This is a genomic window from Terrabacter sp. GCM10028922, from assembly GCF_042666095.1.
Taxonomy (GTDB): domain Bacteria; phylum Actinomycetota; class Actinomycetes; order Actinomycetales; family Dermatophilaceae; genus Terrabacter.
Genome location: NZ_JBHTFG010000028.1, coordinates 23,716 through 49,293, shown reverse-complemented (window position 1 = coordinate 49,293; position 25,578 = coordinate 23,716). Strand labels below are relative to the sequence as shown.

The following is a 25,578-nucleotide window of genomic DNA, read 5'->3' as shown; positions in this document are numbered from 1 at the left end:
GGATCAGCCACTTCCCGGACCCGCACAACCGACGCTACGCCCGGCACCCACGCCACGGAAGACCGACCGCATCAACACACTCGACGCCACCGGTTGACAACAGAAGGGAGCCGGTAAGACGCGCCTTCGCGTGAAACGAGCGGATCGCGGGATGACGTTTGGCAGCAATGATCATGAGTGGTTCGCCCGAGACGTAACCGCCGCCGCTCGCGCCGGCCGTCCCCGGCTGGCCGGCGCGACCCTCAGGCCGGCGGCTTCCCTTGCGGACGCAGGACGTGATAGCTCTCGCGCAAGTACTGCAGCTGGCCCGCAGCATCGAGGCCGGCCAGGATATTGACACTTGGCTGTTTCTTCGTCGCGATGCTCCCCGTGACCGAGGCGGCAGCAAACGTGAAGATGCTGCGATCGAGGATGTGGGTCCCGTCCGGATTCTTCACGTTGTGCATCCCGCGGGATCGCTCTACGGTGCCGGTGCGCCTCCAGGACAGGTTGACCAGGTATGTCGTCCGCTCCGATGGTGGGGCCTCAAGACCGCCGATGCTTACCGTGCCCCGAAGGACGGCCGAGTTCGTGTTGGTGACGGTGATGCGCGTGGGGCGGAACGGTCCCCACTCGTCCTTGAGGCGGGTATCCGAGCAGATGTCATCCACCCAGACCTCCAGGAAGCCAAAGGTGCTGGTCGTGGGGGCCTTGGAGGGTGTCTTCCCTGATGTCTTGTCACCGAAGACAGTGACGCCGCGGCGCAGGCAACCATCCGTGTGGTCGAACTCGGCGATGGCCGTCCGGCTGGTGGAGGAGAATGACAGAGGCGCCTTGCTCGAGCGGTTGCTCGCTGCTGCGCTCCCGGCTGATCCGGTGATGAGGACGACTGCGACGACGCCGAACAGGGCGCCACGTGACCTGCGCATAACTGGGCCTCCCACGCGTGGGTCCCCGAGATCCTTTCACCGACGCCCGGAAGGGCGCGGCTGCCATCAACTGTCCTCCTGTGAACGTCCCGTCGCCGGGTATCGCGCCACATCCATCGGAACGAACCGTGCACGAGCCCGCAAGTCCTCGCCGAAGTGGTCAGGCCAAGAGCGAAGGTCGGCGGCCGCAGCAGGAAAAGTCTCGGTGAGCGCATGGCGCGATTTAGCAGGTGCAACTATGAGCAGCCCCTCAGGCGGCGGTGAGACGCGCCTCATCCGTCAAGGCCCGAACGAGGGATCCGGCATGTATGGGCATCGATTCGTTATCCGTCGAAGGCTTTGAGCGATAGCGCGCCGCGTGCGGGTCACAGTGGTGACGTGCATATCGTCCTTTCGGTGACTGGTCGCGGATCGGCTGGGCTCGCTCGTTACACGCGCTCGTACTCGGGAAGCGCGGGACCAGTCACCGCCCGCTCGATAAGAGCGGTCATCGCCTCCATGTCCGGCTCCCCGGCCGGGGCGGTCTGCGGGTCGGCGGTGAGCATCGCGACGTGCATGCGTCCGATCTCTTGGTTGGCCTCGACGTAGTCGCGCATCCGCTCCTGGTATCGGGCGAACCCGACCGGGGGGTCCCAGCCGGCGGCCGCGAGCTCGCCGGCCAGCATGTAGGCGCCCACCAAGGCCAGGCCGGTTCCCGCGCCCGACATCGGTGAGGCACTGAATGCTGCGTCACCGATCAGCCCGACCCGCCCCACGGACCAGCGGTCCATGACGACCTGGGCCACCTGGTCGAGGTAGAAGTCCGGCGCCTCGTCGACGTGCGCGAGGATGCGCCCGGTCTCCCAGCCGAAGCCCGCCATGTGCTCGCGCAGCAGGCGCTTCTGCGCCTCGACGTCGCGGTGGTCGAACTGGTCCTCCGGGGCGGGGAAGGACAGCATCGCGATCGTCTTGGCCTGGTCCGGGACCGGCCGCAACCCCGCCCAGCGACCCCCCTGCCGGTGGTCGAGCAACCAGCCGTCCACCCCGAACACGTTGGGCACCGTGAAGAAGGCCAGTACCAGACCGAGGTGGCGCACGAACCGCTCCCGCGACCCGAACACTATCGACCGGAGGGACGAGTGCAGCCCATCGGCACCAACAACCAGGTCGAAGCGGCGTCGGTGGCCGCTCGCGAAGGTGACGTCGATCCTGTCGTCGTCTTGGACGAGGTCGGCGATCCGGTCGCCGAAGACGTACTCGACGTGATCGCGGGTGTCGTCGTAGAGGATCCGGGTCAGGTCGCCACGAAGGATCTCGATCTCAGAGACGTATCCGTCGCCCTGGTCGTCCTCGGCGCGGAAGGTCTCGAGCACGTTTCCGTCGGCGTCGACCGTGTGCGCGCCACGAGTGTTGGTGCAGGCCGCCCGGACGACGGCGTCGAGACCCATCCGGCGGATGACCTCCTTCGCGACACCGCGGGCGTCGACCGCCTGACCGCCCATCCGCAGCTCCGGCGCCTGCTCGACCACCGTCACCTCGGCACCGTGGCGGTGCAGCCAGTGGGCCAAGGCCGGCCCCGCGATACTCGCTCCGGACACCAGCACCTTGATGTTGCTCATCGTGCTCTCCCTCTCGTCGCCACCTATTGCAGCCTCTCAGTCCCACGTCGAACGGCCCAGGCTGATTTCGACAGGCGGGGACGCCACGCCACTCCGGAGTCGGCGCGAGCCTGCCGTGATCAATCTGGCCGGGATGTTCTCCATGCGGCATGACAGAGGGCCCGCATGGAGACTCATCTCCGGTTGACATGCTGGAGCCATGACAGGCCGTCTAGCGTGCCCATGCTGTGGACACCGGACCTTACCGAGCGGGACGCCTACGAACTGTGTCCAGTCTGCTTTTGGGAGGACGACCCAAACGAGTCGCGCGCGCCTGGATTCGCGGGCGGCGCCAATGGGGTCAGCATCGTGGATGCTCAACAGACCTACCTGCGGCTGGGCGCCATGCATCCGGCGTTCGTGAACAAGGTCCGCCCGCCCCGGCCGAACGAGGCGCGGCTGGCGGACTTGCAGCAATATGAGACCTCAGGCGTCGAAAGCGAGCCCGCGATCACTCGCCTTGAGGCCGGCGAACGCCTCGGCGTTGCGTCTTGGCGCATCACCTACAAGATCTTTCAGGGCGACTTGGTGAAGGGCAAAGGTCCGGACCCTCTGATGGCGTACGTAACACAGTCCTCGGTGCAAGAGGAGCTTGCCTGGCAGGCGAACGCAGGGCCCCTTCAAAGAATCGGTCGGTGGTTCAGGCACATGTTTCAGTGGTTCTAGGCGGCGCGCGATCAGCGGCAGTTGAGGGTGTTGCGCGGGTGCTGTCGTGGCGCTTAATCCGGCACGACAAGGAGTCGGCGACCCCTACTGGGGGAGTTCCGGCGCCGAATAATCTCGGAAGCCGCCGGATCGGCCGCCGACCTGGTCTTGACCTACACATGGGCGCTCGAGCTCGAGGAAGACGCTCGTGAAGTCGGTGACTACCTGCGCCCATACGTTGATGCCGGTGCACTCGTGTCGTTTGTCGAGTTGTACGCCAGTCTCGAAACGCGATTGGAGCGAAACCGGACTGAACACCGGCTCGCTGAGAAGCGCTCCAAGCGCGACGTGGATTGGTCGGACGAGAATGTTCGTCAGCTGGAACAGCACGTCATGAACACGGGCCTTACAGAGTACGCACACGAGATGCCCGGGGAGCGGCTGCTGGGCCAGCACCGGTGCTTGCGATTGGACAACACCAATGTTTCGGCCGACGAGACCGCAAGAACGATTCTCACTTGGTTGAGTTGACGGGTGTCGCCACAGCGTGGTGCGCCCCGTAGGACACGCGTGCGTTCTCTGGTACGTGTGCGCACTCAGCGAGGCATTTGAGGATGTTGCCAGTCTCAACCTGCAAGGATCACTGGCGTGAGCGAATCCCTTCTCCAAGCCCTTGTCGAAGAGGAACTCGGGTCAGTGGTTTTCGTCATGGATTACGTCCAACTCGACTTCAGTGCTGCACGATTCTCGGCCTACGCCTGGCCGACGGTCACCATCGGCGACGCCACCTTGCATTTCGGAGATCGTGGCTACCGCGACGCTCTCTGCGCCTTCATCACGCACGAGGTGCTCTCCACAGACGAATCGCCAGAGGCCGGACTGGTGATCCGTTTCGGTCTTGGTGAGATCGTCACGAACCCCATACCATCCGACCTGGGTGGCCCTGAGATCGCACAGTTGCAGGTGCACCAGGACTCGTTTCGAGACGAGGCCTGGGCGGTCTGGCGACCTGGTGAAGGCATCTTCGCCGGTCGTGATTGGTCCTGACGCCAACGTGCTCATCTCGGCATGTGGGTGAAGCCGTTCGCGCCGACAAGCGGCGGGATGTCGATCGCACTGGCGCGCAGAGTCTTGCGGAAAACACGCTGGTTCTGGCCTGTCTGTCTTGCAGTTCGCGCGGCAGAGTGTCCGTCATGGGGAGGGACCGGCTGGTTCGTGGGGGATGGTCGGAGCAGTAGCCGGTCGGGGGACCGGGTGGGGGAGTTGACGGGGTGGGTTCTGCCGGGGGAGTCGGCGGAACCCACCCCCGATCCCCTTCCGGCTGACGAGCCCGCCCCCTGCTCCAAAACGGACCGTTTCTGGAGCACGGTCTGCGGCAACTCCGAATGTGTTGGAGACCCTTAAGGCCCGAGGCTCGTCCCGCGTCGCGGCGATAGGACGCGCCGTACCGACCATCGAGTCAACGCAGCTCCGCACCCTCCCACTCGGACGCCGGCCGCGCGTCCGTGCGTGCGGCTCCGGCTTAGGCGACCGCCGTCTCGTGGCACCGAGGGTGGCGCAGGCCCCGAGCCATCGACGGCGACACCGGGAGCCTCCCCGCCAACGGGCTTAGTCCTCGCTCGATCGGTTATTACAAAACCGAGACGTGCCCGGGCGCCTTCTCCGACGATGTGACTGTTGTCGCCCGCGAGACGCTCCTGTTGCGTCCGAGCGTGCGCCAATCGGGCGCCCGCCATGCTGGTTGGCCTGTGGAGTGCTGTCGCTTCGATCTAGGGGTTCCATTGAACAACGCCGATGGCCAGCGAATGAATGCGTCCGGTGAGGCGGCGGACGGCACAGCGGCCCAGTTGGACAGTCAAGACTCTCTGCTCGCGGATGTGGCGGCAAGGTTGAGGCGGGACGGGCAAGAGGCCTTGGCGAGCGCACTGATCGGCTCGGCCGACATGTCCATCGCGTACGGCGATTCCTGGTGGGATGGGTTCGACGACTACATCTACGAGGTCCATGTAACGGTCATCGTGGATCCGCGGGTCCAATCGGAGATGCAGGCCGCTGAACTGGGTCTTGGACGAGCGATCGGACAGGCGGTGGATTTCCGACGTGACGACCTCGGGGAATGGCGGCGGGGCACACTAGAGACAGTTGTGGTTCAGGCCGGCTCGGTTCACGTCGACTCGGAACGGCGGTCGCAGCGGGACAGAATGGCGCAGCAGCAGTACGACGGACTCAGCAAGTAGGTTGCTGCGGATGAGGTCGTACACGCCGGCTCGCAGCGGCCCCGTCCTCGTGCCCGACGACCGTGATCGACGACCGTGATCGACGGCATCGAGCGTCGTCGACTCCCTATCCGTATGACTCCCCTTTGCCGCCCGGTCAAGACGCGGCGGCGTCATACTGACGTCCCTGCCTTTCTGTGGGCTCGCCGACCTGAGCGGCGCGTTCGAGAGCGCCACGACGTTCAGTGGGTGGTTTCGTGGTGCCGGTCCGGCAACCTCCACGTTCGGAACGCGGGGAAGAGCACAGCCAGGGCAGTGACCGCTGACGTTGAACGGAGCCATGGCGACAACCAAGGCTCAGGTAGGCCACGCGACGTGGCGCCGGAGGAAAGCAGTACGTTCACGCTTCCCGAGGTGCCGTGGGAAGGGAGCGGTGGGTTCGCCGAAGTCTCGCTGTCGTGGGGAACGGAACGCGGGACCCTCAAATGGACTTGCCAGACAGTCGACCGGTGATCATCGCCGGAATGATGCGACCTGCGCACCCGGGTGGCGGCAACGTCTGCGTGTTGACAGCATCCCGCTGCATTCGTTCACACGTGCGCGGTCGTCCGATGCGTGAACGAGGCGAGCACGACGAGGAGCGGGAGCACCATCAGATCCGCGACCTCCCGCTCCGCCCCGAGCGCGATGGTGACGCCGAGCGGTGTGGAGGCAAGCAGCGCCTGAGCGGTGACCAAGAGCAATGCAGCCGCGGCAGCTTGCAGATACACCGCCCCACGTTCAGGGACCGCGAGGCCCCGGCCAGGCTGCCGGAACAGCAAGACTCCGAGTGACGCCAGGACGACCCCCGCGCCGTACAGGGCTGTTTCGAGTGCCGCGGGAGCGATCTCCCCGATGGCCGCTGCGCCAATCGCCAAGGCTGCCGCCCGAGCGAACGCCACTAAGATCCGTCGCTTGGGCTCAGTCGCGGGCCAACCCAGCCGGGACCCGAGCAAAATCCCGCTGGACCCAACCGCGATGAGAATCAAGACCGCAGCCGTCACCTTCGTCGCGCCCAACCCCACATGCACGGTCCGCCAGAGCACTTCCGCCGCCAACGCGAGCAGCAGCAGGAGTCCCCCGGAAGTCAATCCACGCTCCCGCCCAATGAGCCAGAGTACGCCGCCGAGCAGGACGACCCACGCCCAGCCTGATACCCGCACTGCCGCTTCAAACGTCTGATCCGGCGTCGACCCCGTGAAGGGTTGAGCCCCCAGAACCACGTACTTCGAGGCGATGGCAACCGCGACCACACCTGCCGCGAACGGCATCCCGCTTGCGCGTAGCGGCCGCCAGGTTGAGCGAGCGACCAAGAGTAGGGCAACGGCGCTAGCGATGAGCGGCCCAAGCCAGAAGCCAAACCCGGTCGGACTATTCGCCCTTCCGACTGCAACCCACGCAAGGCACAGACCCGCAACAAGGGAGGCCGTAACGAGCAGCACGGGTCTGTGTGCCAGGACCGCAAAAGGCCGAACGAGGTGCTTCCTTTGTGCGAAGTGGCCCAGCAGCTGCAGGGGCGCGAGGATGACGACTCCTACGAACGCGACATAGGCGAACTGGAAGGCCACGTTATGCGCCGCAATGGCCGCCCACCAGCGAGGGCTGTCAGTAGGGCCCTGCGGACCAATGAGCGTCACCAGCCCCAAAGCCATCGCGACACAAGACACAACAAGGGTCATAGTGATGGGCCAGACCCGATGTCCGGTCACTGACCAGGCCAGCACCAACGTCAATGCGGCCATAAGACCAAGCAATATCCAGAGCCCTGGGCCAGATCGGATCGAATATCCCGCAACTAGTGCAACCGCCCCGACCACGAGGAGAACCCCGATATATCTGGCGGCGATGGTCTCCCGAGCGAGGACCCCAAACCCAGCGGATAGACACGCGGCCGCTAGACCCAGACCAAGCAGAAAGAGTGCAAGGGGCACAGGCAAGAACTCGAACGTGTCAGTGATTGTCACTGAGGACGTGGGACCGAAGGACCCAGTCAGGACCATCACGGAACTCACTGCCGTCAGCCCAACGGCGGCCAGAGCGAGGACCCGCTGTCTGCGCAGAAAGCCCGCCGTACTCAAACGGGATCGCCAGGCCCGACGAAGACTCTCGCGGGCCACGTCCCCCGCGCGATTGGGAGGCCATGGCGCACCTGGTTGAGAAGGGCGCGCCTGCCGTTGCTTGGCGCCGCGCGCTGGAACCCTCGCAACCGTACTGCGTCCCTTACCAGGATCGAGACGGTCCATCGGAACCTCTCAGGAGTAGGCCCCCGCTTCGAACCAAAATACGCCCGGACCGCCGGACCGACAGCCGGTTTGCCCAAGCAGAGTCGCGGCCAGGGAACCGTGGGAACCGGTGGGGCTGCCGAGCGCAGCGCGTCGGCGAATTCTTGGTATGTGGGGCACGGCGTCGCCCACTGACGGCGTGAGCCGGGCAGAGGCCAAGCTAGGTTGTGATGCTAGACGCTGACGGTCGGCTCGGGCGATTTCGAGGTGCTCGGCGACCGCGCGCAGCTTCTCGTGCAGGGCCTCCAGGGCCCGGTCGAACTACGCCTTCACGCCGTCGGCGTCGGGCTGGTCGTACACGCTCTGCAACAGCGCCTTCACCCACCCCGACTGCGACTACGGGGTGGTGGCCATCAGGTTCGCGGCGCAGTGGATCCGCCACTGTTGCCACGACGCGGCCGGCAGGGTCGCGCCGATCGCGTCGAGGAGCCCGGTGCGCGCATCGCGAGCGCAACTTCGTTGAGGTCGCAGGCGGTCAGGTCCGGGAAGATCGAGCTCTTCCCTGACGAGGGTGCGCACCCACCTGGGCGCCCTCACCCCCGAACGCTCGCGAGGGTCGACTTGGGCGGAAGAAGGCAGCGCTCGGGCTGACCTGATGGAGGCCAGGCCCCTCACGGCCTTGGCTTCTCCTCGAAGGGACTTCCGCCTGGAGCGCTTGGGAATGCACCGCCAGCAACACTGCAGGCCGGACAGGCCACCGTCTGCCTCGGCTCGGGTTGGCAACGCGCGCCCAGTCCGGGGCCCAGTCCTGGGCGTGGCACGGAGGCTACGTCGCGATTCGGGTCGCGGTCAGCGTCCCGAAGGCGAGCTGGTCGAATCCGCGGCTGTTCGGGGAGATTCCGTGTACGTGACCGTGAGCTGCCCGCGGACCTGGCCGGTTAAAGCGGCGAAAAGACGCGTCGGGCGGAATGGTCATCACTGGCGGTCCGGAACGATGACCACCTTGCCGGACAGGGTTCCCGCCGCCGCACGTGCATGGACCGAGGCGAGGTCCGACAGTGCGACCCGCTCGGCGACGTCGACCACGAGCTCTCCACGGTCGACACGCGAGACGAGCTCGGAGAGCTGCTGGACGTCGCTGCGGACGTAGAGGTCGATGCCGCGCACGCCGCGCGCTTCGTCGCTCGGGGCGGGCATCCAGACGGTGGTGTTGACGACCACGCCTCCGTCACCGACCAGGGCGGCCAGAGCCGAGAGCTGCTCTGGGGTGATCGGTGCGAGGTTGAGCAGGACGTCGAGCGGTTCGGTCACCGCAGAGCTCGCGTCGGTGGTGGTGTAGTCGATGACCTCGTCCGCGCCGAGTTCCAACAGGTGCTGCTCGTTGCTCGCGGCGCCCGTGGCGATGACGCGGGCACCGACGGCCCTGGCCAGCTGTACGGCGTAGCTTCCGACGGCTCCGCTGGCGCCGTTGACCAGCATCCGCTGGCCGGACGTGAGGTCCGCGTGCTCGAACAGGGCCTGCCACGCGGTCAGCCCGACCAGGGGGAGCGCGGCTGCGTCGGCGAGCGGGATCGAGGTCGGGGCGGGGGCGAGGCTCTCGGCGGGCGCGAGGACGTAGTCGGCCGAGGCTCCGTCGACGACGAAGGGCAGGAAGCCGACGACGCGGTCGCCGACCGCGAGGCCGTCGACGTCCGTGCCGAGTGCGTCCACGATTCCCGCGAGGTCCAGACCGGGGATGTGCGGGAGCGTCAGTGGCATCGGGCCCTGCATGTTGCCGGCGCGGATGTTGGCGTCGACGCCGTTGAACGTCGTGCCCGCGACCCGGACGCGAACCTGGCCGGCGCCGGGTTCGGGGACGGCGACGTCCTCGTAGCGCAGGACGTCGGTGTCGCCGTACTCGTGGAATCGGATGGCCTTCATGGCAGAACCTCTCTCATGGGTAGGTGCTTCGAATGTGAAGCACATCAGGACGATAGCACTGCTTCAAACTCGAAGCAACTACTTCGAACGTGAAACAGTTGTAGGGTGGGCTGCATGCGGAAGCCCTCGTCCTCCCTCGACTCCGTCCAGCTGGGCGCCTACTTCGCCCTTATGGAGGTGGCGGGGTTGCTGAGGCACGCGGTTGAACAGCAGCTGCGCGAGGACGGCGACCTCAGCTACGTGCAGTTCCAGCTCCTGGCGCGGCTCGCGCTCGACTCACCGACGGGCAGCGAGCGCATGACCGACCTAGCGGACGGCGTCGTCTACAGTCGCAGTGGCTTGACCTACCAAGCGGGTCTGCTCGAGAAGGTCGGCCTCGTCGTCCGCGCGCCATCCGTCGACGATGAACGCAGCGTGACCGTCACAATCACCGACGCCGGGCGCTCGCGCATCGACCAGGTGATTCCCGGCCACGTCGAGGTCCTCCGCCAACAGCTGTTCGCCGCGCTGACCGGCGCACAGACCCAGGCGCTGGGCGAGCTGTTGACGCCGGTGCGCGACCACATGCGCGCGGCGCCGCCACGCTCAGCAGGCTCTCGTCGACGGCGCTGACAAGGCCGCCGGTACTCACGCGGATCGAGCGGCGGTGGGCGTCCTCTTCCTTGGTGGGCTCTAGGACCTCGAAAGGCTTCCCGCCCGGGCGCGAGGCCACGGGGCTCCAACCGAAGAAGCGAGCGTCGCGCTCAAGACGCGCCAGCCCTCCCTCGGTCGCAGCGATGCCGTTGCTCTTCACCTCCGCGAGGAGGTCCTTGAGGGACTTCATGGGTCATGACTACCCCTACTATCGGCGCTCGCAGCGGCGTTCGATTGCGCACGACGCAGGCGTGTCTTAGCGGGCGCCTTCCCGCGGCGATGTGACGCGTCCTTGCCGCTGCAGGCACCTGTCGTCACGCGTGCGTGGGATCAGAGCAGGTCTGGCTCTGGGTGGTCGGCCCTGAACGTCTCAGCGGCGTTCTCGGCTATGAGGCCTTGGTCCAGGAGCCAATCGACGGCGCGGCGCTGTGCCCGCACGTCGCGCAGGGTGTGCCAAGAGGAGATCAGTTCTGGGAATCCCTCATAGAGCTCGTTCTTGAACCGACGAAATGCTCCTCGCCCGTGAAGCGCGCCGGCCAGACGTCGTCCGGCCGCCGCGTCGCTGATGCCCTCGGCGAAGTCGGCCATGTCCTGGTACCAGACGTACGAGGGGATTGGGTCGATGGGTATGAGGTCCAGCTCGTCGATCTCGACGGGGTTCTCACCGTCGATGCCGGTGTCGCTGGTCCAGAACGCCACCTCGCCCGTTCGCGGGTTGAGCAGCCATCGGTGGTCGTAGTCCGTCTGATCCGCGAGCGCGGTTGCGAGCTCGTCCAGGTGGATGGCGCCCAAGTCAAGCATCCCCTCACGCTATAGACCGACCTGGAGGTCCTGAAAGGACCATGTGCATCGCATGGCAGCTGCCGGCCGGTTCGCGGCGGTGTGCCGGCCACCGCGGCCACCGCGGCCAGATCGGCAGCTCAGGCCAGCCGCACGGTCAGTTGTCCGTTGGCGTGCTGCTTGGACACCACCTTGTCGTTTCGCGACTCCACGAACTCTCGGAACGTTGTGAACCCGAGCGACTTCTCAGTGAAGGCCGGATCCATTCGCTGCATCTGGCTCTTGACCCCAGCGGCGTAGACCCAGTCGTCATCGCCCTTCTGCAGGCCGACCCGAATTGCACGGACGAGCAGGTCCGTCGCCTCCTCTGCTGCGGGGTCCGCAGATACAGACCTGCGTGCGGGAGTCTTCTTGGTGGCGGCCTTTTTGGCCGGCGACCTCGCCACTACCCGCTTGGTCGCCGGCGGTGGAGTGACCCCTGGCAGGTGGGTGTAGTCGATGAACTCGTTGCAGGCTGACACCAACGCCTTGCTGGTCGACCCGGCGACGCCAATGCCGACCACATAGCGACCGAGTTGCTTGCAGCTCTGCGCAAGTGGGACGTAGTCGGAATCTCCGGCAACAAGAACCACATGCGAGATCTCGGGATGGCGCATGAGGTCCTCGACGGCGTCTACGGCGAGCCTGATGTCAGCTCCGTTCTTGACGCCAGAGGCGGTGAACAATTGAACAAGGTGAAGCGCTCGTCCCATCAGCTCGTCCTTGTATGCCGCGTTCGCGGGGACCGACCAGTCGGCGTAGGCCCGGCTCAGCGAGACGCTGCCGAAGGAAGCCGCGTAGTCGATGATTGCCCCGATATTGACCTGGGCCGCAGCCAACTTCATGTCGATTGGGTCGGTGGAAGAGGCGGATCGCAAACGCCTGCGCGGGTCGTCCTCTCGCCACGCCTGCTTTCCGTGAATGTCGTCGTAACGGGAAATGACCACATTGTCGAAGTCGATGTAGACAGCAACCCGTTCGCTCATGGCGCGAGCCTACGACCCGCTAGCGGGAAGTTGCGGGAGCGGAGACGATGCGCCCGGCGATCCAGGCTCTTACCGCGGACGCGCTGTGAGATTCCGGCGGGCACATAGGCCTTAGTGGGCGCCTTGAGCGGCGGTTTGACGCTCCCTTCGGCTTGGGCCGAACGCCTGGAGAGAGTCGTGAGCACGATGACAAGCAACCCGGTGATCTGGTAGCCGCCGACCGTGGTGGGTTTCGGACCACCGGAGCGGGTGCCGCCCGCGTCTACCAAGAGCAAGACGCGATAGCGAATTCTCCGCTGTCGGCGTTCTCCGAGACCAATCGCCCGTCCACGCTTATCCAGCATTTGACGTCGCCCGCGGCCCGAGAGCCCGGCGTGTGGCGCGTCCTCACTGCGAAGTGCTGGTCGGGGGTCGAGGGGTCAATCGTGAAGGTTTCTACGAACGAGCCGTCGCGCTCCGAGGTCGTTGTGGGTGTCGTGAGGCGCGACTCAATGTCCATGCCGGAGGCCCCGACAGTGACCACTTGGCCGCCAACCGACGTGCGCTCCATCGGCTCCGAATCCGGCGTCGACGAGCACGCGGACATGGCAATGACGACAGCAATGGTCCCGATGGGGATCCCGCGCATCCACGAGACGGTACGCGCGGCTGCGACATCTGACCACCAGGCCGCCGGCAGGTGCAGGAGCATCGAGGCCAGCGCCGCCCGCATCTCCCGTTCCGCGATGCCGCATGGCCAACCGCACCTCGCGATCACCCCATCGACGGCGTCCGCCGCCATCACGGGATAGCAACCGCATCCGGCACACCGGCCCAAGGGGTGCGCCTCGCTCGCGGTGGTAAGACGCGCCTCCCGCCGGAGGTACAGGTCGGCTTGTTTAGGTCAGACTGAGGGTTAGCTGGGCGAGTCCGCGCCGTGTGCTCATACCCAGAACTGGATCGATCACCCAGGCCAATCATCACGGCGGGCATCCACAGGACAGCCACAACGAAAGCCCGGACCTCGCTCTACGGGGTCTGGGTCTCTCGCGTCAGGGCGGCACGTTGAAACTGTCAGAGCGCTGCCCGGCCGACGTTGTTCAACAGGACGATCTCGTTGTGGATGCTGCGCTTGTCCGAAAGCCGCGCGTGGGCATAGGCCCTGGTGAGCTCGTCGACGGCCACCTGGACCGTGTCAATGGCTCGTCGTGACGGCGGATCCGGCACTGGCGAAGCGGTAGCGGCGGCCGGCACGGCGAACAGGCCGGCGGCGACGACTGCGATGGCGGCGTTGCGAAGGTTCATGACCATTCTCTCTCGAAGTACGAATTCGCTTGGGAGTCAAGCGATGTGATGCGGGATGGGCTGCGGATATCCCACTTCCAGAGTCGACTCAGGGGCCGCTTCGCACATTCGGACAACCACTCGACCCGCACACCACCGCCTTGGTGTTTCCCCGCATCCGTGCCATCGCGAAGCGCCATGAAGGGCGCAATGCACCGCGATCCACGGCAGACGGCGCGCTCCGGCGCTCGCCCCCAGGACCTTTCACCGGGGCCGCCGGCTCGTCGCTCGCCCGGGCCGGTCCGTCACGTCCACCGCCGCGAGGTCGACATCACGATAGGTCCCGTCCACGGGATAGGCCACCTGGAGCGACGGGTCGTGCAGCCACTCGCCAGCGCCTCCTCCATGCCGCCGGCCGCGTCATGAGACCCGGAATCGTCCCGCGGCGCGTCCCGGCTCAGTGTTGGCACTGATTCGCTTGACCGATTGGCCGGACGACACTGGCGTCAAAGCGAGAGAATCTGAGCCTCGAGGCACCGAAGGGAAGTGCCAACCGTGACCCGAGACACGAGGTCGAGCCTGGCCCTCATGGCGGCCGTCGTGCTGGGCCTGGCCGGTTGCGCCTCCTCGACACCCAACCGAGCCGGTGGCCGGGGCCTCCCAGAGATCACCGTGCTGGAGATCGCCCAGCTCAACGACGTTGCGCCCGCGCAGGTCCAGGCGTATGCCGCGGAGGTGAAGAAGCAGTCGCACGGGTCCCTGCTCCTTCACTTCACCGACTACTGGCGTCAGGGTGAGATCGATTTCGAGCAGCGCACCCTCGAAGACGTGAAGGGCCGTCGTGTGCCGGGCGCCTGGGTAGGCGTGCGGGCGCTCGACCTGATCGGCGTGACGTCGTTCGAACCGCTCGTGGCGCCGCTGCTCGTCGACAGCCAGGTCCTGCAGGAGCGCATCTTCTCGGAGGGGATCCCGCTCGAGATGGCCCGCGGCCTCGAGGGGCACGGCCTGGTGGCGGTCGCCGTCCTGCCGGGTCCGATGCGCAAAGTGCTCGGGGTGCGCAAACCGTTCCTGGAGCGCGCGGACTTCCGCTTTGCCGACCTCGGGATCCAGGGCGGCGGCATACCGGAGGCCACGGCGACGACCCTCGCGGAGACCTTCACACGGATGCCGTCCGGCGCGAACCTCGCCGAGGTCGACGCCTACGAGCAGCAGGTCGAGAACGTCGTCGGCACCTTCTACGGACTCGAGGCGAAGTACGTCACCGCGAACGTCAACCTCTGGCCGCAAGCCATGGCGGTGGTCCTCAACGAGGCGTCCTATCGTGCGCTGACCGACGTCCAGCGGGAGGTACTGCGCACGGCCGCAACGGACGCGATTCCGGCGGCCCTCGAGGCGACTCAGAGCGAGGAAGACTCTGCCGTCGCGAAGCTGTGTGGACAGGATGTCGCGTTCCTGCCCTCGTCGGACCTGCAGCTCGCCGGCCTGCGCCATGTCGTCCAAACGGTTTACGACGAGATTGCTGACGACCCGGGCAACGCCCGGATGCTCGACCGGCTCACCGATCTCCGGGCCTCCGTCGCCGCGCCGCCGGACGTCTCGGCGTGTCCCGCCCCCGGCCCCGGTCCCGGTACCGGCGGGGGGGCGTTCCCGGAGGGAACCTACGACATGGTGCTCGAGAACGATCTGACGTCACAGTGCACGGATGGTTCGGCGCAGGGCACGCCGGGGCGAAAGTCCTGGTTCTCGCTCGAGGTGCGTGGCGACCGGCTCACGATGCGTCAACGTATCGACAGCCAGACCGCGCCCCCGAAGGTCGGGCACGACATGGTTTACCGCACCCTGCGCGACCAGGTTCAGGTCGACAACCTCACCGCGAGGTGGTCTTTCGACGGGACCGCCCTTCGGCTCAGCGACATGAGCGGCGGCTCGTGCGGCGACGCCGCCATCTGGACGACCAACCCGTGGGTCCTGCGGTCCGGTCCGGCTCACCCGGTCGCGTCGGTGGTTCCGGACGGCACGTACGAGACGGTGCTCTCGTCCGACGACCGCCACCTCTGCGACGGCCGGCCGGGGGCCGATTACCTCAACGGGGCCGCGACCAGCGACCCCCGGACCTGGTACGCGAGCTTCACGCTCTCCGGCGGAGCAGTGACGGAGTACTTCCGCGAGGGCACCCCCTCGGCGATCGCGAACATGGCATGGGTCGGCAACTACCGCGTATACGGCGGCACGTTCGAGCTGACTTTGATCACGAGCAGCGGAATCCAGCCGTATGGGGCCCGCCGGAGCGTCCTAATCGCCACCTTCACGTTCGACGGCACGACCCTGACGCTCACACCCGTGGGCACCTGGCGGTGTGACGCCAGAGTCGTGTGGACTCTCCATCCGTGGACCTTGACGAGGAAGGCGCGATGACACGCACCCTCGTGATCATCGACGACCACGCCGGCTTCCGAGCCTTCGCACGAGCGCTTCTCGAGGCGGAGGGTTACGACGTCGTCGGGGAGGAGGCGGACGGCTCCTCCGGTGCCGAGCTGGTATGCCGCCTGTTGCCCGACGTCGTGCTGCTTGACGTCGTCCTGCCCGACGTCGACGGGTTCGCCGTATCCAAGCGCATCGCGGACAAAGCGCCTCGCTGTGCGGTGGTGCTGACCTCCACTCGCAGCGCCATCTCGTACGGCGCGCGGTGTCGCGGCCAGCCCCGCGCGTGGCTTCGTGGGTAAGAGCGAGCTCAGCGGCTCTGCGCTGGGCCGGCTGACCGGGTGACCCATGGCCTGGATCGGTCTACTCCATGCGATCGACCTGCTGGTCGGGGTGGTCGTGCTCGGTGCCGGCCTTGCGTCGATGCGGTTCGGCAGGGTCGCTCGGCTGATGCTGCTTGTCGGGGCTGCGTGGTTCGCCGGCAGCTTCGTCCCGACTGCCGTCTTCCTCCACCGTGGTTACCCGGACTCTCGGCCCGGAAGCGGCGAACCGTCAAGAAAGGCTTCGTACGGTTCGCGTGCGTCTTCGTCCACGAGCGGTTGCCGGCTCGTGTAGCGCCCGTCCGTTCGATCGCGCTTGGGCCCACACATCCAGAACGTTTCGCCCGTGTCGACGTCGCAGAAGTTGGAGTCAAAGTTGGCCCTCGCGGTCCCGGTGACGCGGGCCAAGGTGCGGCCGTACACGTATGCCGTCCGCCAACTACGCGTGAAGCGCACCCGAGCGATCCAAGCCGGCCCGCGGTCGGTGTTGTAGCCGGTCTTGAGCTGGAGGTACATGACCCGCTCAGCCATGGTCGAAGCGTAGAACTGTGTCTCGTCGTGCGCCCTTGTGTTTCCGCCACTCGCGGCACGAGCGCGCTCTGGAGGATCGCTTCAGCGCCCCGCTTCGCGCGGGCCTAGGTCGCGCGTCTTCGGGTTGGCCACCAGTACAGGGCGAGGGATGCAAGCAAGAGCGCTAAGCCGGCGCGTGCGAGCCACGTGGCCGGTGTGGAAGCGGGTGAGTGGAACGCTCCGAGGAGCAGGCTCGCGAACGCGCGTGCCGCCCAGGCCATGTTCTCGAGGCGGCTGCGAGTGGGCTGGGCGTCGTCACCGGCGGGGCCGGGGTTGACCATGACGAGCGACGCGATCGTCACCACGCCGCCGAGCGAGGCGACCGCGAAGGCGAGTAGCCGCCGTGCCCCCGGTCGGTCGCTGCCCCATGCCCGTCGGGCATCGAGGGCGGCTCCGAGCGGAAGCACGACCACCAGGATGATCAGAAACCCGGATAGGGCGCTGATCGCACCGCCGCCGACGAGCAGTGTCCAGTCCACGTACGGGTCCGGCCCGATGAGCAGCGGACCCAGGCCCTGCCCCGCCCCGCGCAGCAGCGACCAGCCAGCCCCGAGGTAAGCCGCGGCGATGGTGGCGGCGGCGGCGAGCATCCCGGGAGCGTAGGGCCGCAGAAGCCGCGTCACGGAGTTCAGCCCGGCCGACCACGGGCCCGACCAGAGCAGCGAGGCGGGCACGCGGGGTCGTGGGCGCACGAGCGTCACGGTGACGAAGGCGAGACCTGGAACGGCCAGCAGTGACCACGTCAGCGCGTCATTGGTGAGACGTGGACCGAAGCCCGCCGCCACGAGCGTGCTCGCCGAGAACCAGGCGCCAGCCAGCACACGCGCCGCACGCGCGCGTGCTGCATGCCATCCCGGGCTCCCGATCACGCTGCGAAGTATGTCCTAGGCCCCTGCCTTACGCGGGCGCTTGGGGGAAGCGCCCGCTGAATCTGGACTTCCGCCCATCGGCAGGTCCGACAAAGAACGCCAAGGGGCCCCGTGCCCGGCTCGCGGCGGAATGTCGATCGTACTGGCGCCCAGAGTCTTGCGGAAAACACGCTGGTTCTGGCCTGTCTATCTTGCAGTCCGCGCGGCAGAGTGGCCGTCATGGGGGAGGGACCGGCCGATTCGTGAGGGATGGTCGGAGCAATAGCCGGGTCGGGGGACCGGTGGGGGAGTTGACGGGGTGGGTTCTGTCGGGGGAGTCGGCGGAACCCACCCCCGATCCCGTTCCGTATGGCGCACGGCTGACGAGCCCGCCCGCCGTCTCCAAGACGGACCGTTTCTGGAGTACGGTCTGCGGCAACTCCGAATGTGTTGGAGGCCCGTGCCCGGCTCGCGGCGGAATGACGCGGTCGGAGCGTCCGCCTGCGCCACCTCTGAGTGACTAATGCGGGTCACGCCGCCCTGAAGCACGCCGCCCTGGCCCACCTGCCCTCGGGCAAGTTCGCGCCAACTCGGCCTGGCCCGTGCTGGCGGTGATCGCGTTCAACCTGACCCGCGCTGCGGCGACCGTGGCCGGCCCAGCGCTGGCCAAATCGACTACCGCGACCGTCCGCCGCAAGCTCATCGTGATCCCCGCGGGGATCGCTTCGTCCGCGCGACGGGTGAGGCTGCACCTACCTCAACGCTGGCCCTGGGAGCAGGCTTGGAACCAACTGTGACCCGTGCCTGCAGGCCACCACCGGCACCGACGACCTGACCCCCTGTCGGCGAGGGCACGACTGAGGATCAAGCCCATGGGCAGAACGGATGAGAGGCCGGGCGGACCGGCCGCGCCCTCAACCGGCCCACGCCACCGTCGACGCCACGATCCGCGGCCAGGCACGCCGATCGGTGGATGCAGGCTCAGCGGAGACCTCGCAGGATCAAGTCGAGACTCTCCAGGAGACGCTCCTGCAGCGGGAAGGGCTCGGGGTCCTGGGCCGCCCACCTGAGGACGGTTGTGAAGTAGCCGGCCGTGAGGAGCTGGCCGACATGGTCCGCGTCGACGTCTGCGCGGAACTCGCCCGCAGACTGTCCACGCTTGACGGCGAGGGCCAGGTCGACGTCCAACGTGGGTGACCGCAGAGCATCGCCCAGCCGCAGCGCCGGCTCCATCAGGGCGCGCGTCTGATCCCTTGTTCTCTCGTTGAGCAGCGCGAACTCAGTCAGATATGCGGCCAACTCCTCGGCCGCGGTTCCGAGATCCTGCGGGTGCGCCTGCAGGCGTTCCCGGACCAGGGCACGTCGCCGTGCGCCCCACTCCTCCAGAAAGGCCATCTTCTGCGGGAAGTGGTTGAACACCGTCGCCCTCGCAACGTCCGCACGCTCTGCGATCTGGTCCACCGTCGTGGCGTCGAAGCCGCTCTCGAGGAACAGCGAGAGCGCGGACTCATAGAGCCGATCACGACTGAGCTGGACCTTCCGTGCCCGCCGCCCGACTGGTGCAGGAGCGCTCAGGGCAACCACCTCGCTTCCATTTCGACCACGTCTCGCGACAGCGATTCAAGCAGACATTGGGCGCCACCTCTTGACGCCGAATGTGGCCGCAGCTACTTTTGGCTGGACTTCAGTCCAAGAATGAGTGTCAGTCTAACGAACTTTGAAGGGAGACGGTATGCACCCACACCAAGCCGCGCACCGCGAGCAGATTGCTGATGGCTGCTACGCGTGGGTTCAACCCGATGGCGGCTGGGGCCTGAGCAATGCAGGCCTCGTCGTCGGGAACGAGTCCTCGCTTCTCGTCGACACACTGTTCGACCTGTCCCTCACAGAGCTGATGCTCGAGGACTTTGGTCCACTGCTGGCCGAAGCACCCATCCAGGTTGTCGTGAACACTCATGCCAACGGAGACCACTGGTTCGGCAACCAGCTGCTGCCCAGGGCCGAGATCGTCGCCTCCGTCGCCGCGGCCCTGGAGATGCGGCGTGTGGGTCCCGCGCAACTTCGCCAGCTCCTGACCTCGGCTGCGCCGACAGGCCCCTTCGTTCGCGACATCTTCGGCAACTTCGACTTCGACGCAATCGACCCACGCTACCCAACCCGCACTTTCACCGGCGACCTCGTACTCGAGGTGGGCGGAGTCGAGGTTCACCTGATCGAGGTGGGACCCGCGCACACCGACGGCGACGTCATCGTCTACGTGCCCTCCGCCCGGACAGTCTTCACCGGCGACATCGTCTTCAACGAGGGCACTCCCATCATGTGGGCCGGTCCAGTCAGCGGCTGGCTGGCCGCACTCGAGACCATTGCCATGCTCGACATCGACACCGTCGTCCCCGGGCACGGCCCTGTCGCCGGCCCGCAGTGCCTCGAACCCGCCCGCCGCTACCTCGAACGTGTCCACGCGGTGGCCACCGCCGGCTACAACGCCGGAAGGACGGCAATCAGCGCGGCACGCGAGATCGCGGAAGGCGAGCCGGCCTTGTTCCGCAACCCGCCCGAGTCCGAACGGCTCATCGCCAACGTGCACGCCATCTACGGCGAGCTCGACCAAGACTACCAGGTCCCGAACCCGCCGCAACTCTTCGGCTGCATGGCCGAACTACTGGAGGCATGAAATGGACGAGACGGCAATCCTTCGTGAACAGGACACCCCGATGCGCCCGCGGCCGGTCTCCGAGTCGCCGCCGCACACCGGCACCCTGGTCGCCGCCTGTAGCGCCGTTTTCGCGGCACAGCTGGCCCTCGTGCTTCCCGCCGCCATCAACGGCGAGATGCAGGCGGGACTGCGGACCACTGGATCTGAGCTCACCTGGATCTCGGCGACGTTCCTCGTTCCGATCGCGATGTTCAGCCTCTCGTTCGGCATGCTGGGCGACCGGTTCGGCCGCCGCAAGATCCTGAGCTTCGGCGCCGCCGCACTCACCATCGGGCTCTTGGTCTCAGGAATCAGCGGAACCCTGCACGGCCTGTGGGTGGGACAGTCAATCGCTGGAATCGGCGCCGCAGCCATGTTCCCGACCTCGCTGGCATCGATCACCGCTGTCACGCCAGGAGCGAAGCAGCGGGCGCGCGGTCTGGCGGCGTGGACCACCGCTCTGTCGACAGGTGCACTTGCTGCACCGCCGCTGTCGGCGGCACTGACCGAATGGAGCGGATTCCGATGGGCTTTCCTCGGAGCCGCCGCGTTCGGTGCGCTCAGCCTCGCGCTCATGGTCGCGTTGGCCCACGACTCGCGGTCGCCGGAGCCTCGGCAGTTCGACATCCCGGGGCAGGTGACCATCGCAACTGGTCTTCTCGCCCTGCTGTTCGGGGTGATCGAGGCAGCGGAGCGTGGCTGGACGGACCCGCTCGTCGCCGCCTCGTTCCTCCTCGCCGTCGTCCTGCTCGCTGCATTCGTGTTCGTCGAGTCGCGCGCAGAACACCCGTTGCTTCTGCTGTCTCTGTTCCGGATCCGGGCGTTTGCGGCCGCTGCCGTGGTCTCCGTGATCGGAATGTTCGGCTTCCTTGGCGGTGCCTACGCTCTCTCGATCCGCCTGGGCGTAATTCAGCACCAGACCGTCATCCACGCCGCCATCCCATTCGTGATCATCCAAGCCATCACGCCGTTCGTCTGGCCTCTGCTTGTGCGTCTGCTGCGGCGCGTCGGGCCCCGCGTCATGCTCGTAAGCGGGTTGGTCGCGATCGCGTTAGCCGACGTCTGGCTCATCGCGACCCCGGTGTCGAAGACCGGCATCGCCCCCATCCTGGGATCCCTAGTCCTCAACGGACTCGGCTTCGGCCTGCTGGTCTCGGCGCTCACCGCGGCGGCGGTCAACGCCGTCCCGGTCCACCTGACCGGAATGGCGAGCGCGACCTCCAGCATGATGCGCGACCTGGGTCAGACCCTCGCCCCGGCCATCATCGGCAGCATCGCCCTCACCCGGGCCGCGCACCTTGCGGCCGAGTCCCTGAACACGGCCGGCCTGCCGCCCGAGGTCGCCGGACCCGCTCACGGCGTTCTGGAAGCAGGCGGCTCCCTCGCGCTCGCCTCGGTGCCGATGGGACCCCAGGTCGCGCACATCGCGCAGGACGCGCTCGCGCAGGGTTATGGCCTCGGCTTCACCGTCGCAGCAGCAGCCTGTGCCGTGGGTGCCCTCGTCGCGGCCTTGTTCTGCAAGGGTGGAAAGACCCCTGCCACGACTCTCGAGGTTCACTGAGGTGCGTCTGGCCCGATGGACCGAGATCAGCAAGGCAGACACGCCCGCCTGGCGTGACGGCACGACGGGAGTCGTCGCCAACGACCGCGTGTACCAGTTCCGCGAGGGGGCCGACCTCGACCATCTGCTTCGTGACGAGGGTGGAGCGCTGAAGGATGCAGTCGCAGAGGCGCTTCTCGGCCCGGGCGCGCCGCTCACCAGTGTCCGGCTGCTGCCACCCATCGTTCCCCGCAGCGTCCGAGACTTCATCACCTTCCATCAGCACCTCGAAGGAGTGACGCGGCGCTTCGGCCACGAGGTTCCCGATGCCTGGTACGAAGCGCCCACGTTCTACTTCACCAACCCGCATTCCATGGTCGGTGCCTACGATGCGGTGCCCGTGCCACCGGGATGCAACGTGTTCGACTTCGAGCTGGAAGTTGCTGTTGTGATCGGACGAGACGGATACAACCTCACGCCCGAGCAGGCTCGTGACCACATCGCCGGCTACACAGTCTTCAACGACTGGTCGGCTCGAGACCTGCAAGCTCGCGAGATGACCATCCAGCTCGGGCCCAGCAAGGGGAAGGACACAGCCTGCACGCTCGGGCCATGGATCGTGACCCCTGATGAGCTCGAACACCTCCGCGACGACGAGGGTTTCCTGTCGCTAGACATGGAGGTGCAGGTCAATGGCGAGACGGTTGGCCGCGACAGCACCAGTCGAATGTCGTGGACCTTCGAGGAGATGATCGCCTACGCGAGCCGAGGCACGTGGGTTCGGGCCGGCGACGTGCTCGGCTCGGGAACGTGCGGCAGCGGTTGCCTCGCTGAGCTCTGGGGCAGATCGGGGACGATGGAGCCGCCGCCGCTGCGACCGGGCGACCGCGTGAAGATGACGGTGGAGGGGCTCGGCACGATCGAGAACCTGGTCACGACCAGCGCGCCCCGGGTCCCCCTTTCCCGAGCGCGGGTTCGAACCTGAGCCGGAACGACCGGACGGGGCCAGCGTCAAGGCGGGATGCGGCGCCAGTGTCGAGGCGCCGGGATCCCTGATGTGGCGGCGCCTCAAGGCTCCCCGCGCGTAGCTGGCGCGAGCCAGAACACCAGTTCCAATGAAGCGCAATCGCCATCTGACGCATATCGCGAACTGATCCGGGCAGAGCGTCAATCTGGGCGCGCTGACGCGGCGGTAAGACTGTGAGGATCGCCATTGCAGCCTGATGGTGATGGGCTGTGGGTTGGCGGCTGCGGGTGTGACCCCCGGAAAGACTGGCTTTCGTGCCTTGGTGCGACGTGTCCGCTCGCGGTCGCCGGCCCCGGCCCGGTCGGAGGAGCTGGCCTGATTAGGAGCTTGACCACCCGGCGTTAGCGGCGCCGGGCGTGTCTCATCACAGTCCTGCCGAGCCTTCGTCCCGGACCGGAACCACGTCCCGTCCGGCGAAGGAGAGAACGCATGAACAGTCTGACCGATCTAGGTGACCTGGTCGATGTCGTCATCGGCGTCGACACCCACGTCCACACCCACTCCGCGGCGGTCATCGACGCCGCGACCGGTGGTGTCCTTGGCGAGATCACCGTCGCGGCAACGGCCGCGGGCTATGCCGAGCTGATGGAGTTCGCCAACAACTATCCGATGTCGCGGGCCTGGGCGATCGAAGGAACCGGCGGCCACGGCGCCGGTCTGACCCGTCACCTGCTGGAGTCATCGGAGCTCGTCATCGAGTTGGACCGTCCGAAGCGGTCCGCGCGACGCAACGGCGCGAAGTCGGACCCCCTTGATGCGATCCGAGCCGCGCGTGAGGCGATGGCGCGACCGCGGTTGGGGACACCACGCAGCGGAGGCGAACGCCAAGCCCTGTCAGTGCTTTTGACCGCCCGCCGCTCAGCGATCAATGCCTCCACCGAGGCGCAGCTGCAGGTCTTCAGCCTCGTGATCGCTGCGCCGGAACGGATCCGAGTCAGGTTCCGCGGCCTGAAGCTCGCCGCGATGCTCAACACCGCCGCCAAGTTGCGTGTTCAGTCAGCGTGGGACGTCGAAACGACCAGCACCGTCGTCGCGCTGCGGACCCTGGCTCGTCGCGCCCACGCGATGCTGAAGGAGGCACTCGCCTTCGGCGGTTCCCGGACGGCGACCGCCAGCCCGCGCGCGGCTAGCGGCGAAAGGACGCACTGCGACCCCAGGCCAAAGAGCGCCCATGCGATGACGCTTTCTGGCGGAGCGCGGGGGTGCACGGTTTTGGCCGCTCAGTCATAAGCACTCCCGTTGAGTCGTTCATGGGCCGGATGGGCTACCGGGTGCCCCGCGAACCCGAGGCGGACTGGCGGTGCGTCGTCGACACCGCCCTCGTCTACGACGCAAGGGGCATCCTGCACGAGCTCGACTCCGTAGTCCCGTCCCAGATAGCTCGACCTGGCAATGCCGAAAGGACTTGCCTACGCCGAGCGCCTGACTGGGCGGAGTACGCAGCGGAGACGGCCGCCCCGGTCACCGGCAAGCGCATCAGCCGCACCGGCAAGCACGCCAAGCGGATCCAGTCGGTGTTGGGTGACCACCACGACGCCGTCATGACCCGGGCGACGTTGCGCCACCTCGCCCTCGACGAGGCCAGCGGTGAGGCGGCCACCTTCCTCCTCGGCCACCTCGACGCGGACGAGCAGCGCGCGACGAGAAAGCTCGAGGAGCGGGCCTGGCGCAAGATCGACGCTCTCGAGGAGCACATCGCGACCGACCAATGAGCGAGTCGCAGTTCCCGAACACGATTTCTCGGCTCTAGGCTGCGATTGAGAGGGTTGCCTGAGACCAGGAGTCACCGTGCCGAAGATGAAGGACGTCGCCGCTCTTGCCGGCGTCTCACCCGCCACTGTGTCGCGGGTCCTCAACGGTGTGGCCAACGTCGACGAGGCGCTGGCGCAGCGCGTCCGCGACGCAGCCCGCCGGCTCGACTACCGCGCCAACGGGGTGGCGCGCAGCCTGCGCCTCCAGCGCACCGACGTGTGGGCGCTGATCATCTCGGACATCGAGAACCCGTTCTTCACCGCGGTCGCCCGTGGCGTGGAGGACATCGCGCAGCGTGAGGGATTCTCGGTCGTGCTGTGCAACACCGACGGCGACTCCGAGAAGGAGGCCCGCTACCTCGACGTCGCCGAGCGCGAGCAGGTCTCGGGTGTTGTCATGTCGCCGAACCGCGCGGGAAGCGACATCTCCCGGCTCATGGCCGCCTCGATCCCCGTCGTGGCGGTCGACCGACACCTGGACGCGCCCGTCGACACGGTTGTCGTCGACTCGGCCCGCGGTGCGCAGGAGGCCACCAGACACCTCTTCGAGCAGGGCTGGCAGCGCCCCGCCTGCGTGACCGGTCCATCATCGACCGAGACCGCGGAGCAGCGACTCGACGGCTATCGCCGCGCCTGGGCAGAGGCCCAGCGTCGGCCGCTTGTCTCGCTCGTGCGGCACACCGAGTACAACGCCGAGACGGCGCGCTCTGCGGTGGCCTCGCTCCTGCGGCTCGCGAAGCCTCCGGACTCGTTCTTCGTGGCCAACTCGCTCATGGCCCTCGGTGCCCTCGAGGAGTTCCGGGAGCGGGGGATCGTCCCGGGGCGCGACGTCGGCCTGATCGCCTTCGACGACGCACCGTGGGCGCGCTTCGTCGATCCGCCGATGTCGGTGGTGGTTCAGCCGGCCTACGACATCGGCAGCCGTGCGGGGCAGCTGCTCCTCGAACGCGTGCGGACGAGGCGCGGGGGTCGTCCCGCCGAGACCGTCGTCCTCGAGACGTCGCTCGTCATCCGGGCGAGTTCGAAGCGGCACGCGTAACACCACCGGTTGACCGGGCGCCCGAGGTCACTTAGGTTCACGCATGAGAAATCGATTGCTGACGTTGAGCCCCTACCCC

General features: G+C 67.0%; 23 protein-coding genes and 2 pseudogenes. 14 read left to right on the top strand and 11 right to left on the bottom strand.

The window, feature by feature from the left end:
• Positions 1–242: 242 nt before the first annotated feature.
• Positions 243–908, bottom strand: coding sequence for a hypothetical protein (locus ACFQU3_RS19620; RefSeq protein WP_385912877.1), 666 nt, complete (start codon positions 906–908; stop codon positions 243–245).
• 428 nt (positions 909–1,336) lie between these two features.
• Entirely contained in the window at positions 1,337–2,506 is a 1,170-nt protein-coding gene (locus ACFQU3_RS19615) for an FAD-dependent monooxygenase (RefSeq protein WP_385912875.1), read from the bottom strand.
• Between the two features lie 222 nt (positions 2,507–2,728).
• Here ACFQU3_RS19615 and ACFQU3_RS19610 point away from each other — a divergent pair, with 222 nt between their 5' ends.
• The 4 genes from ACFQU3_RS19610 (at position 2,729) to ACFQU3_RS19595 (ending at position 5,427) form a co-directional block, all read left to right on the top strand.
• Positions 2,729–3,211, top strand: a complete 483-nt coding sequence (locus ACFQU3_RS19610) for a CPCC family cysteine-rich protein (RefSeq protein ID WP_385912873.1) — start codon at positions 2,729–2,731, stop codon at positions 3,209–3,211.
• Between the two features lie 147 nt (positions 3,212–3,358).
• A complete protein-coding gene (locus tag ACFQU3_RS19605; protein ID WP_385912871.1) occupies positions 3,359–3,721 on the top strand; it encodes a hypothetical protein in 363 nt (120 codons plus the stop codon).
• Positions 3,722–3,838: 117 nt separating this feature from the next.
• Positions 3,839–4,237 carry a hypothetical protein gene (locus ACFQU3_RS19600; protein ID WP_385912869.1) on the top strand — a complete coding sequence of 133 codons (399 nt, stop codon included), beginning with the start codon at positions 3,839–3,841 and terminating at the stop codon, positions 4,235–4,237.
• A gap of 734 nt (positions 4,238–4,971) precedes the next feature.
• Entirely contained in the window at positions 4,972–5,427 is a 456-nt protein-coding gene (locus ACFQU3_RS19595) for a hypothetical protein (protein ID WP_385912867.1), read from the top strand.
• A gap of 569 nt (positions 5,428–5,996) precedes the next feature.
• Here ACFQU3_RS19595 and ACFQU3_RS19590 read toward each other — a convergent pair.
• From ACFQU3_RS19590 to ACFQU3_RS19580, 3 genes and pseudogenes are all read right to left on the bottom strand, one after another.
• Positions 5,997–7,013, bottom strand: a complete 1,017-nt coding sequence (locus ACFQU3_RS19590; protein WP_385912865.1) for a hypothetical protein — start codon at positions 7,011–7,013, stop codon at positions 5,997–5,999.
• A gap of 900 nt (positions 7,014–7,913) precedes the next feature.
• Positions 7,914–8,186, bottom strand: a pseudogene (locus ACFQU3_RS19585) (transposase); the annotation flags it as partial.
• A gap of 456 nt (positions 8,187–8,642) precedes the next feature.
• Positions 8,643–9,587 (bottom strand): NADP-dependent oxidoreductase, encoded by a 945-nt coding sequence (locus tag ACFQU3_RS19580; protein ID WP_385912863.1) that lies wholly within the window; start codon positions 9,585–9,587, stop codon positions 8,643–8,645.
• Positions 9,588–9,701: 114 nt separating this feature from the next.
• Here ACFQU3_RS19580 and ACFQU3_RS19575 point away from each other — a divergent pair, with 114 nt between their 5' ends.
• Positions 9,702–10,199 (top strand): MarR family winged helix-turn-helix transcriptional regulator, encoded by a 498-nt coding sequence (locus ACFQU3_RS19575; RefSeq protein WP_385912861.1) that lies wholly within the window; start codon positions 9,702–9,704, stop codon positions 10,197–10,199.
• Positions 10,200–10,550: 351 nt separating this feature from the next.
• Here the strand turns inward: ACFQU3_RS19575 and ACFQU3_RS19570 are convergent, their stop codons facing one another.
• The 3 genes from ACFQU3_RS19570 to ACFQU3_RS19560 all read right to left on the bottom strand — a co-directional run bounded on the left by ACFQU3_RS19570 (position 10,551) and on the right by ACFQU3_RS19560 (position 13,309).
• Positions 10,551–11,021 (bottom strand): UPF0158 family protein, encoded by a 471-nt coding sequence (locus ACFQU3_RS19570; protein WP_385912859.1) that lies wholly within the window; start codon positions 11,019–11,021, stop codon positions 10,551–10,553.
• A gap of 119 nt (positions 11,022–11,140) precedes the next feature.
• The gene (locus ACFQU3_RS19565) at positions 11,141–12,025 is read right to left on the bottom strand and encodes an NYN domain-containing protein (protein ID WP_385912857.1); all 885 of its coding nucleotides are present in this window, start codon (positions 12,023–12,025) and stop codon (positions 11,141–11,143) included.
• 1,053 nt (positions 12,026–13,078) lie between these two features.
• Positions 13,079–13,309 carry a hypothetical protein gene (locus ACFQU3_RS19560; protein WP_385912855.1) on the bottom strand — a complete coding sequence of 77 codons (231 nt, stop codon included), beginning with the start codon at positions 13,307–13,309 and terminating at the stop codon, positions 13,079–13,081.
• 534 nt (positions 13,310–13,843) lie between these two features.
• Between ACFQU3_RS19560 and ACFQU3_RS19555 the strand changes: the two genes are divergently transcribed.
• Both ACFQU3_RS19555 and ACFQU3_RS19550 read left to right on the top strand, forming a co-directional pair.
• Entirely contained in the window at positions 13,844–15,703 is a 1,860-nt protein-coding gene (locus ACFQU3_RS19555) for a hypothetical protein (protein WP_385912853.1), read from the top strand.
• Positions 15,700–16,011: a response regulator transcription factor gene (locus ACFQU3_RS19550; RefSeq protein WP_385912851.1), complete on the top strand. Its 312-nt coding sequence runs from the start codon at positions 15,700–15,702 to the stop codon at positions 16,009–16,011. Before ACFQU3_RS19555 ends, ACFQU3_RS19550 begins: the two co-directional genes overlap by 4 nt.
• 216 nt (positions 16,012–16,227) lie before the next feature.
• Here ACFQU3_RS19550 and ACFQU3_RS19545 read toward each other — a convergent pair whose 3' ends face one another.
• A complete protein-coding gene (locus ACFQU3_RS19545) occupies positions 16,228–16,560 on the bottom strand; it encodes a hypothetical protein (RefSeq protein ID WP_385912849.1) in 333 nt (110 codons plus the stop codon).
• 104 nt (positions 16,561–16,664) lie between these two features.
• On the bottom strand, positions 16,665–17,468 hold the full coding sequence (locus ACFQU3_RS19540; RefSeq protein WP_385912847.1) for a hypothetical protein: 804 nt from the start codon (positions 17,466–17,468) through the stop codon (positions 16,665–16,667).
• Between the two features lie 510 nt (positions 17,469–17,978).
• On the opposite strand from ACFQU3_RS19540, the pseudogene ACFQU3_RS19535 reads away from it, so the two are divergent.
• Positions 17,979–18,244: pseudogene (locus ACFQU3_RS19535) on the top strand (transposase); the annotation flags it as partial.
• 184 nt (positions 18,245–18,428) lie between these two features.
• Here ACFQU3_RS19535 and ACFQU3_RS19530 read toward each other — a convergent pair.
• Positions 18,429–19,031 carry a TetR/AcrR family transcriptional regulator gene (locus tag ACFQU3_RS19530; RefSeq protein ID WP_385912845.1) on the bottom strand — a complete coding sequence of 201 codons (603 nt, stop codon included), beginning with the start codon at positions 19,029–19,031 and terminating at the stop codon, positions 18,429–18,431.
• Between the two features lie 133 nt (positions 19,032–19,164).
• Here ACFQU3_RS19530 and ACFQU3_RS19525 point away from each other — a divergent pair, with 133 nt between their 5' ends.
• The 6 genes from ACFQU3_RS19525 (at position 19,165) to ACFQU3_RS19500 (ending at position 25,499) form a co-directional block, all read left to right on the top strand.
• Complete coding sequence (locus tag ACFQU3_RS19525) at positions 19,165–20,121, top strand: MBL fold metallo-hydrolase (RefSeq protein WP_385912843.1); 957 nt, start codon at positions 19,165–19,167, stop codon at positions 20,119–20,121.
• Position 20,122: 1 nt separating this feature from the next.
• Positions 20,123–21,703 (top strand): MFS transporter, encoded by a 1,581-nt coding sequence (locus ACFQU3_RS19520; RefSeq protein WP_385912841.1) that lies wholly within the window; start codon positions 20,123–20,125, stop codon positions 21,701–21,703.
• Positions 21,704–21,791: 88 nt separating this feature from the next.
• Complete coding sequence (locus tag ACFQU3_RS19515; protein WP_385912839.1) at positions 21,792–22,667, top strand: fumarylacetoacetate hydrolase family protein; 876 nt, start codon at positions 21,792–21,794, stop codon at positions 22,665–22,667.
• A 471-nt stretch (positions 22,668–23,138) separates the two neighbouring features.
• Positions 23,139–23,939: a transposase gene (locus tag ACFQU3_RS19510; protein ID WP_385912837.1), complete on the top strand. Its 801-nt coding sequence runs from the start codon at positions 23,139–23,141 to the stop codon at positions 23,937–23,939.
• Positions 23,940–23,959: 20 nt separating this feature from the next.
• Entirely contained in the window at positions 23,960–24,421 is a 462-nt protein-coding gene (locus ACFQU3_RS19505) for a CHAD domain-containing protein (protein WP_385912835.1), read from the top strand.
• Between the two features lie 85 nt (positions 24,422–24,506).
• On the top strand, positions 24,507–25,499 hold the full coding sequence (locus ACFQU3_RS19500; RefSeq protein ID WP_385912881.1) for a LacI family DNA-binding transcriptional regulator: 993 nt from the start codon (positions 24,507–24,509) through the stop codon (positions 25,497–25,499).
• Positions 25,500–25,578: the final 79 nt, after the last annotated feature.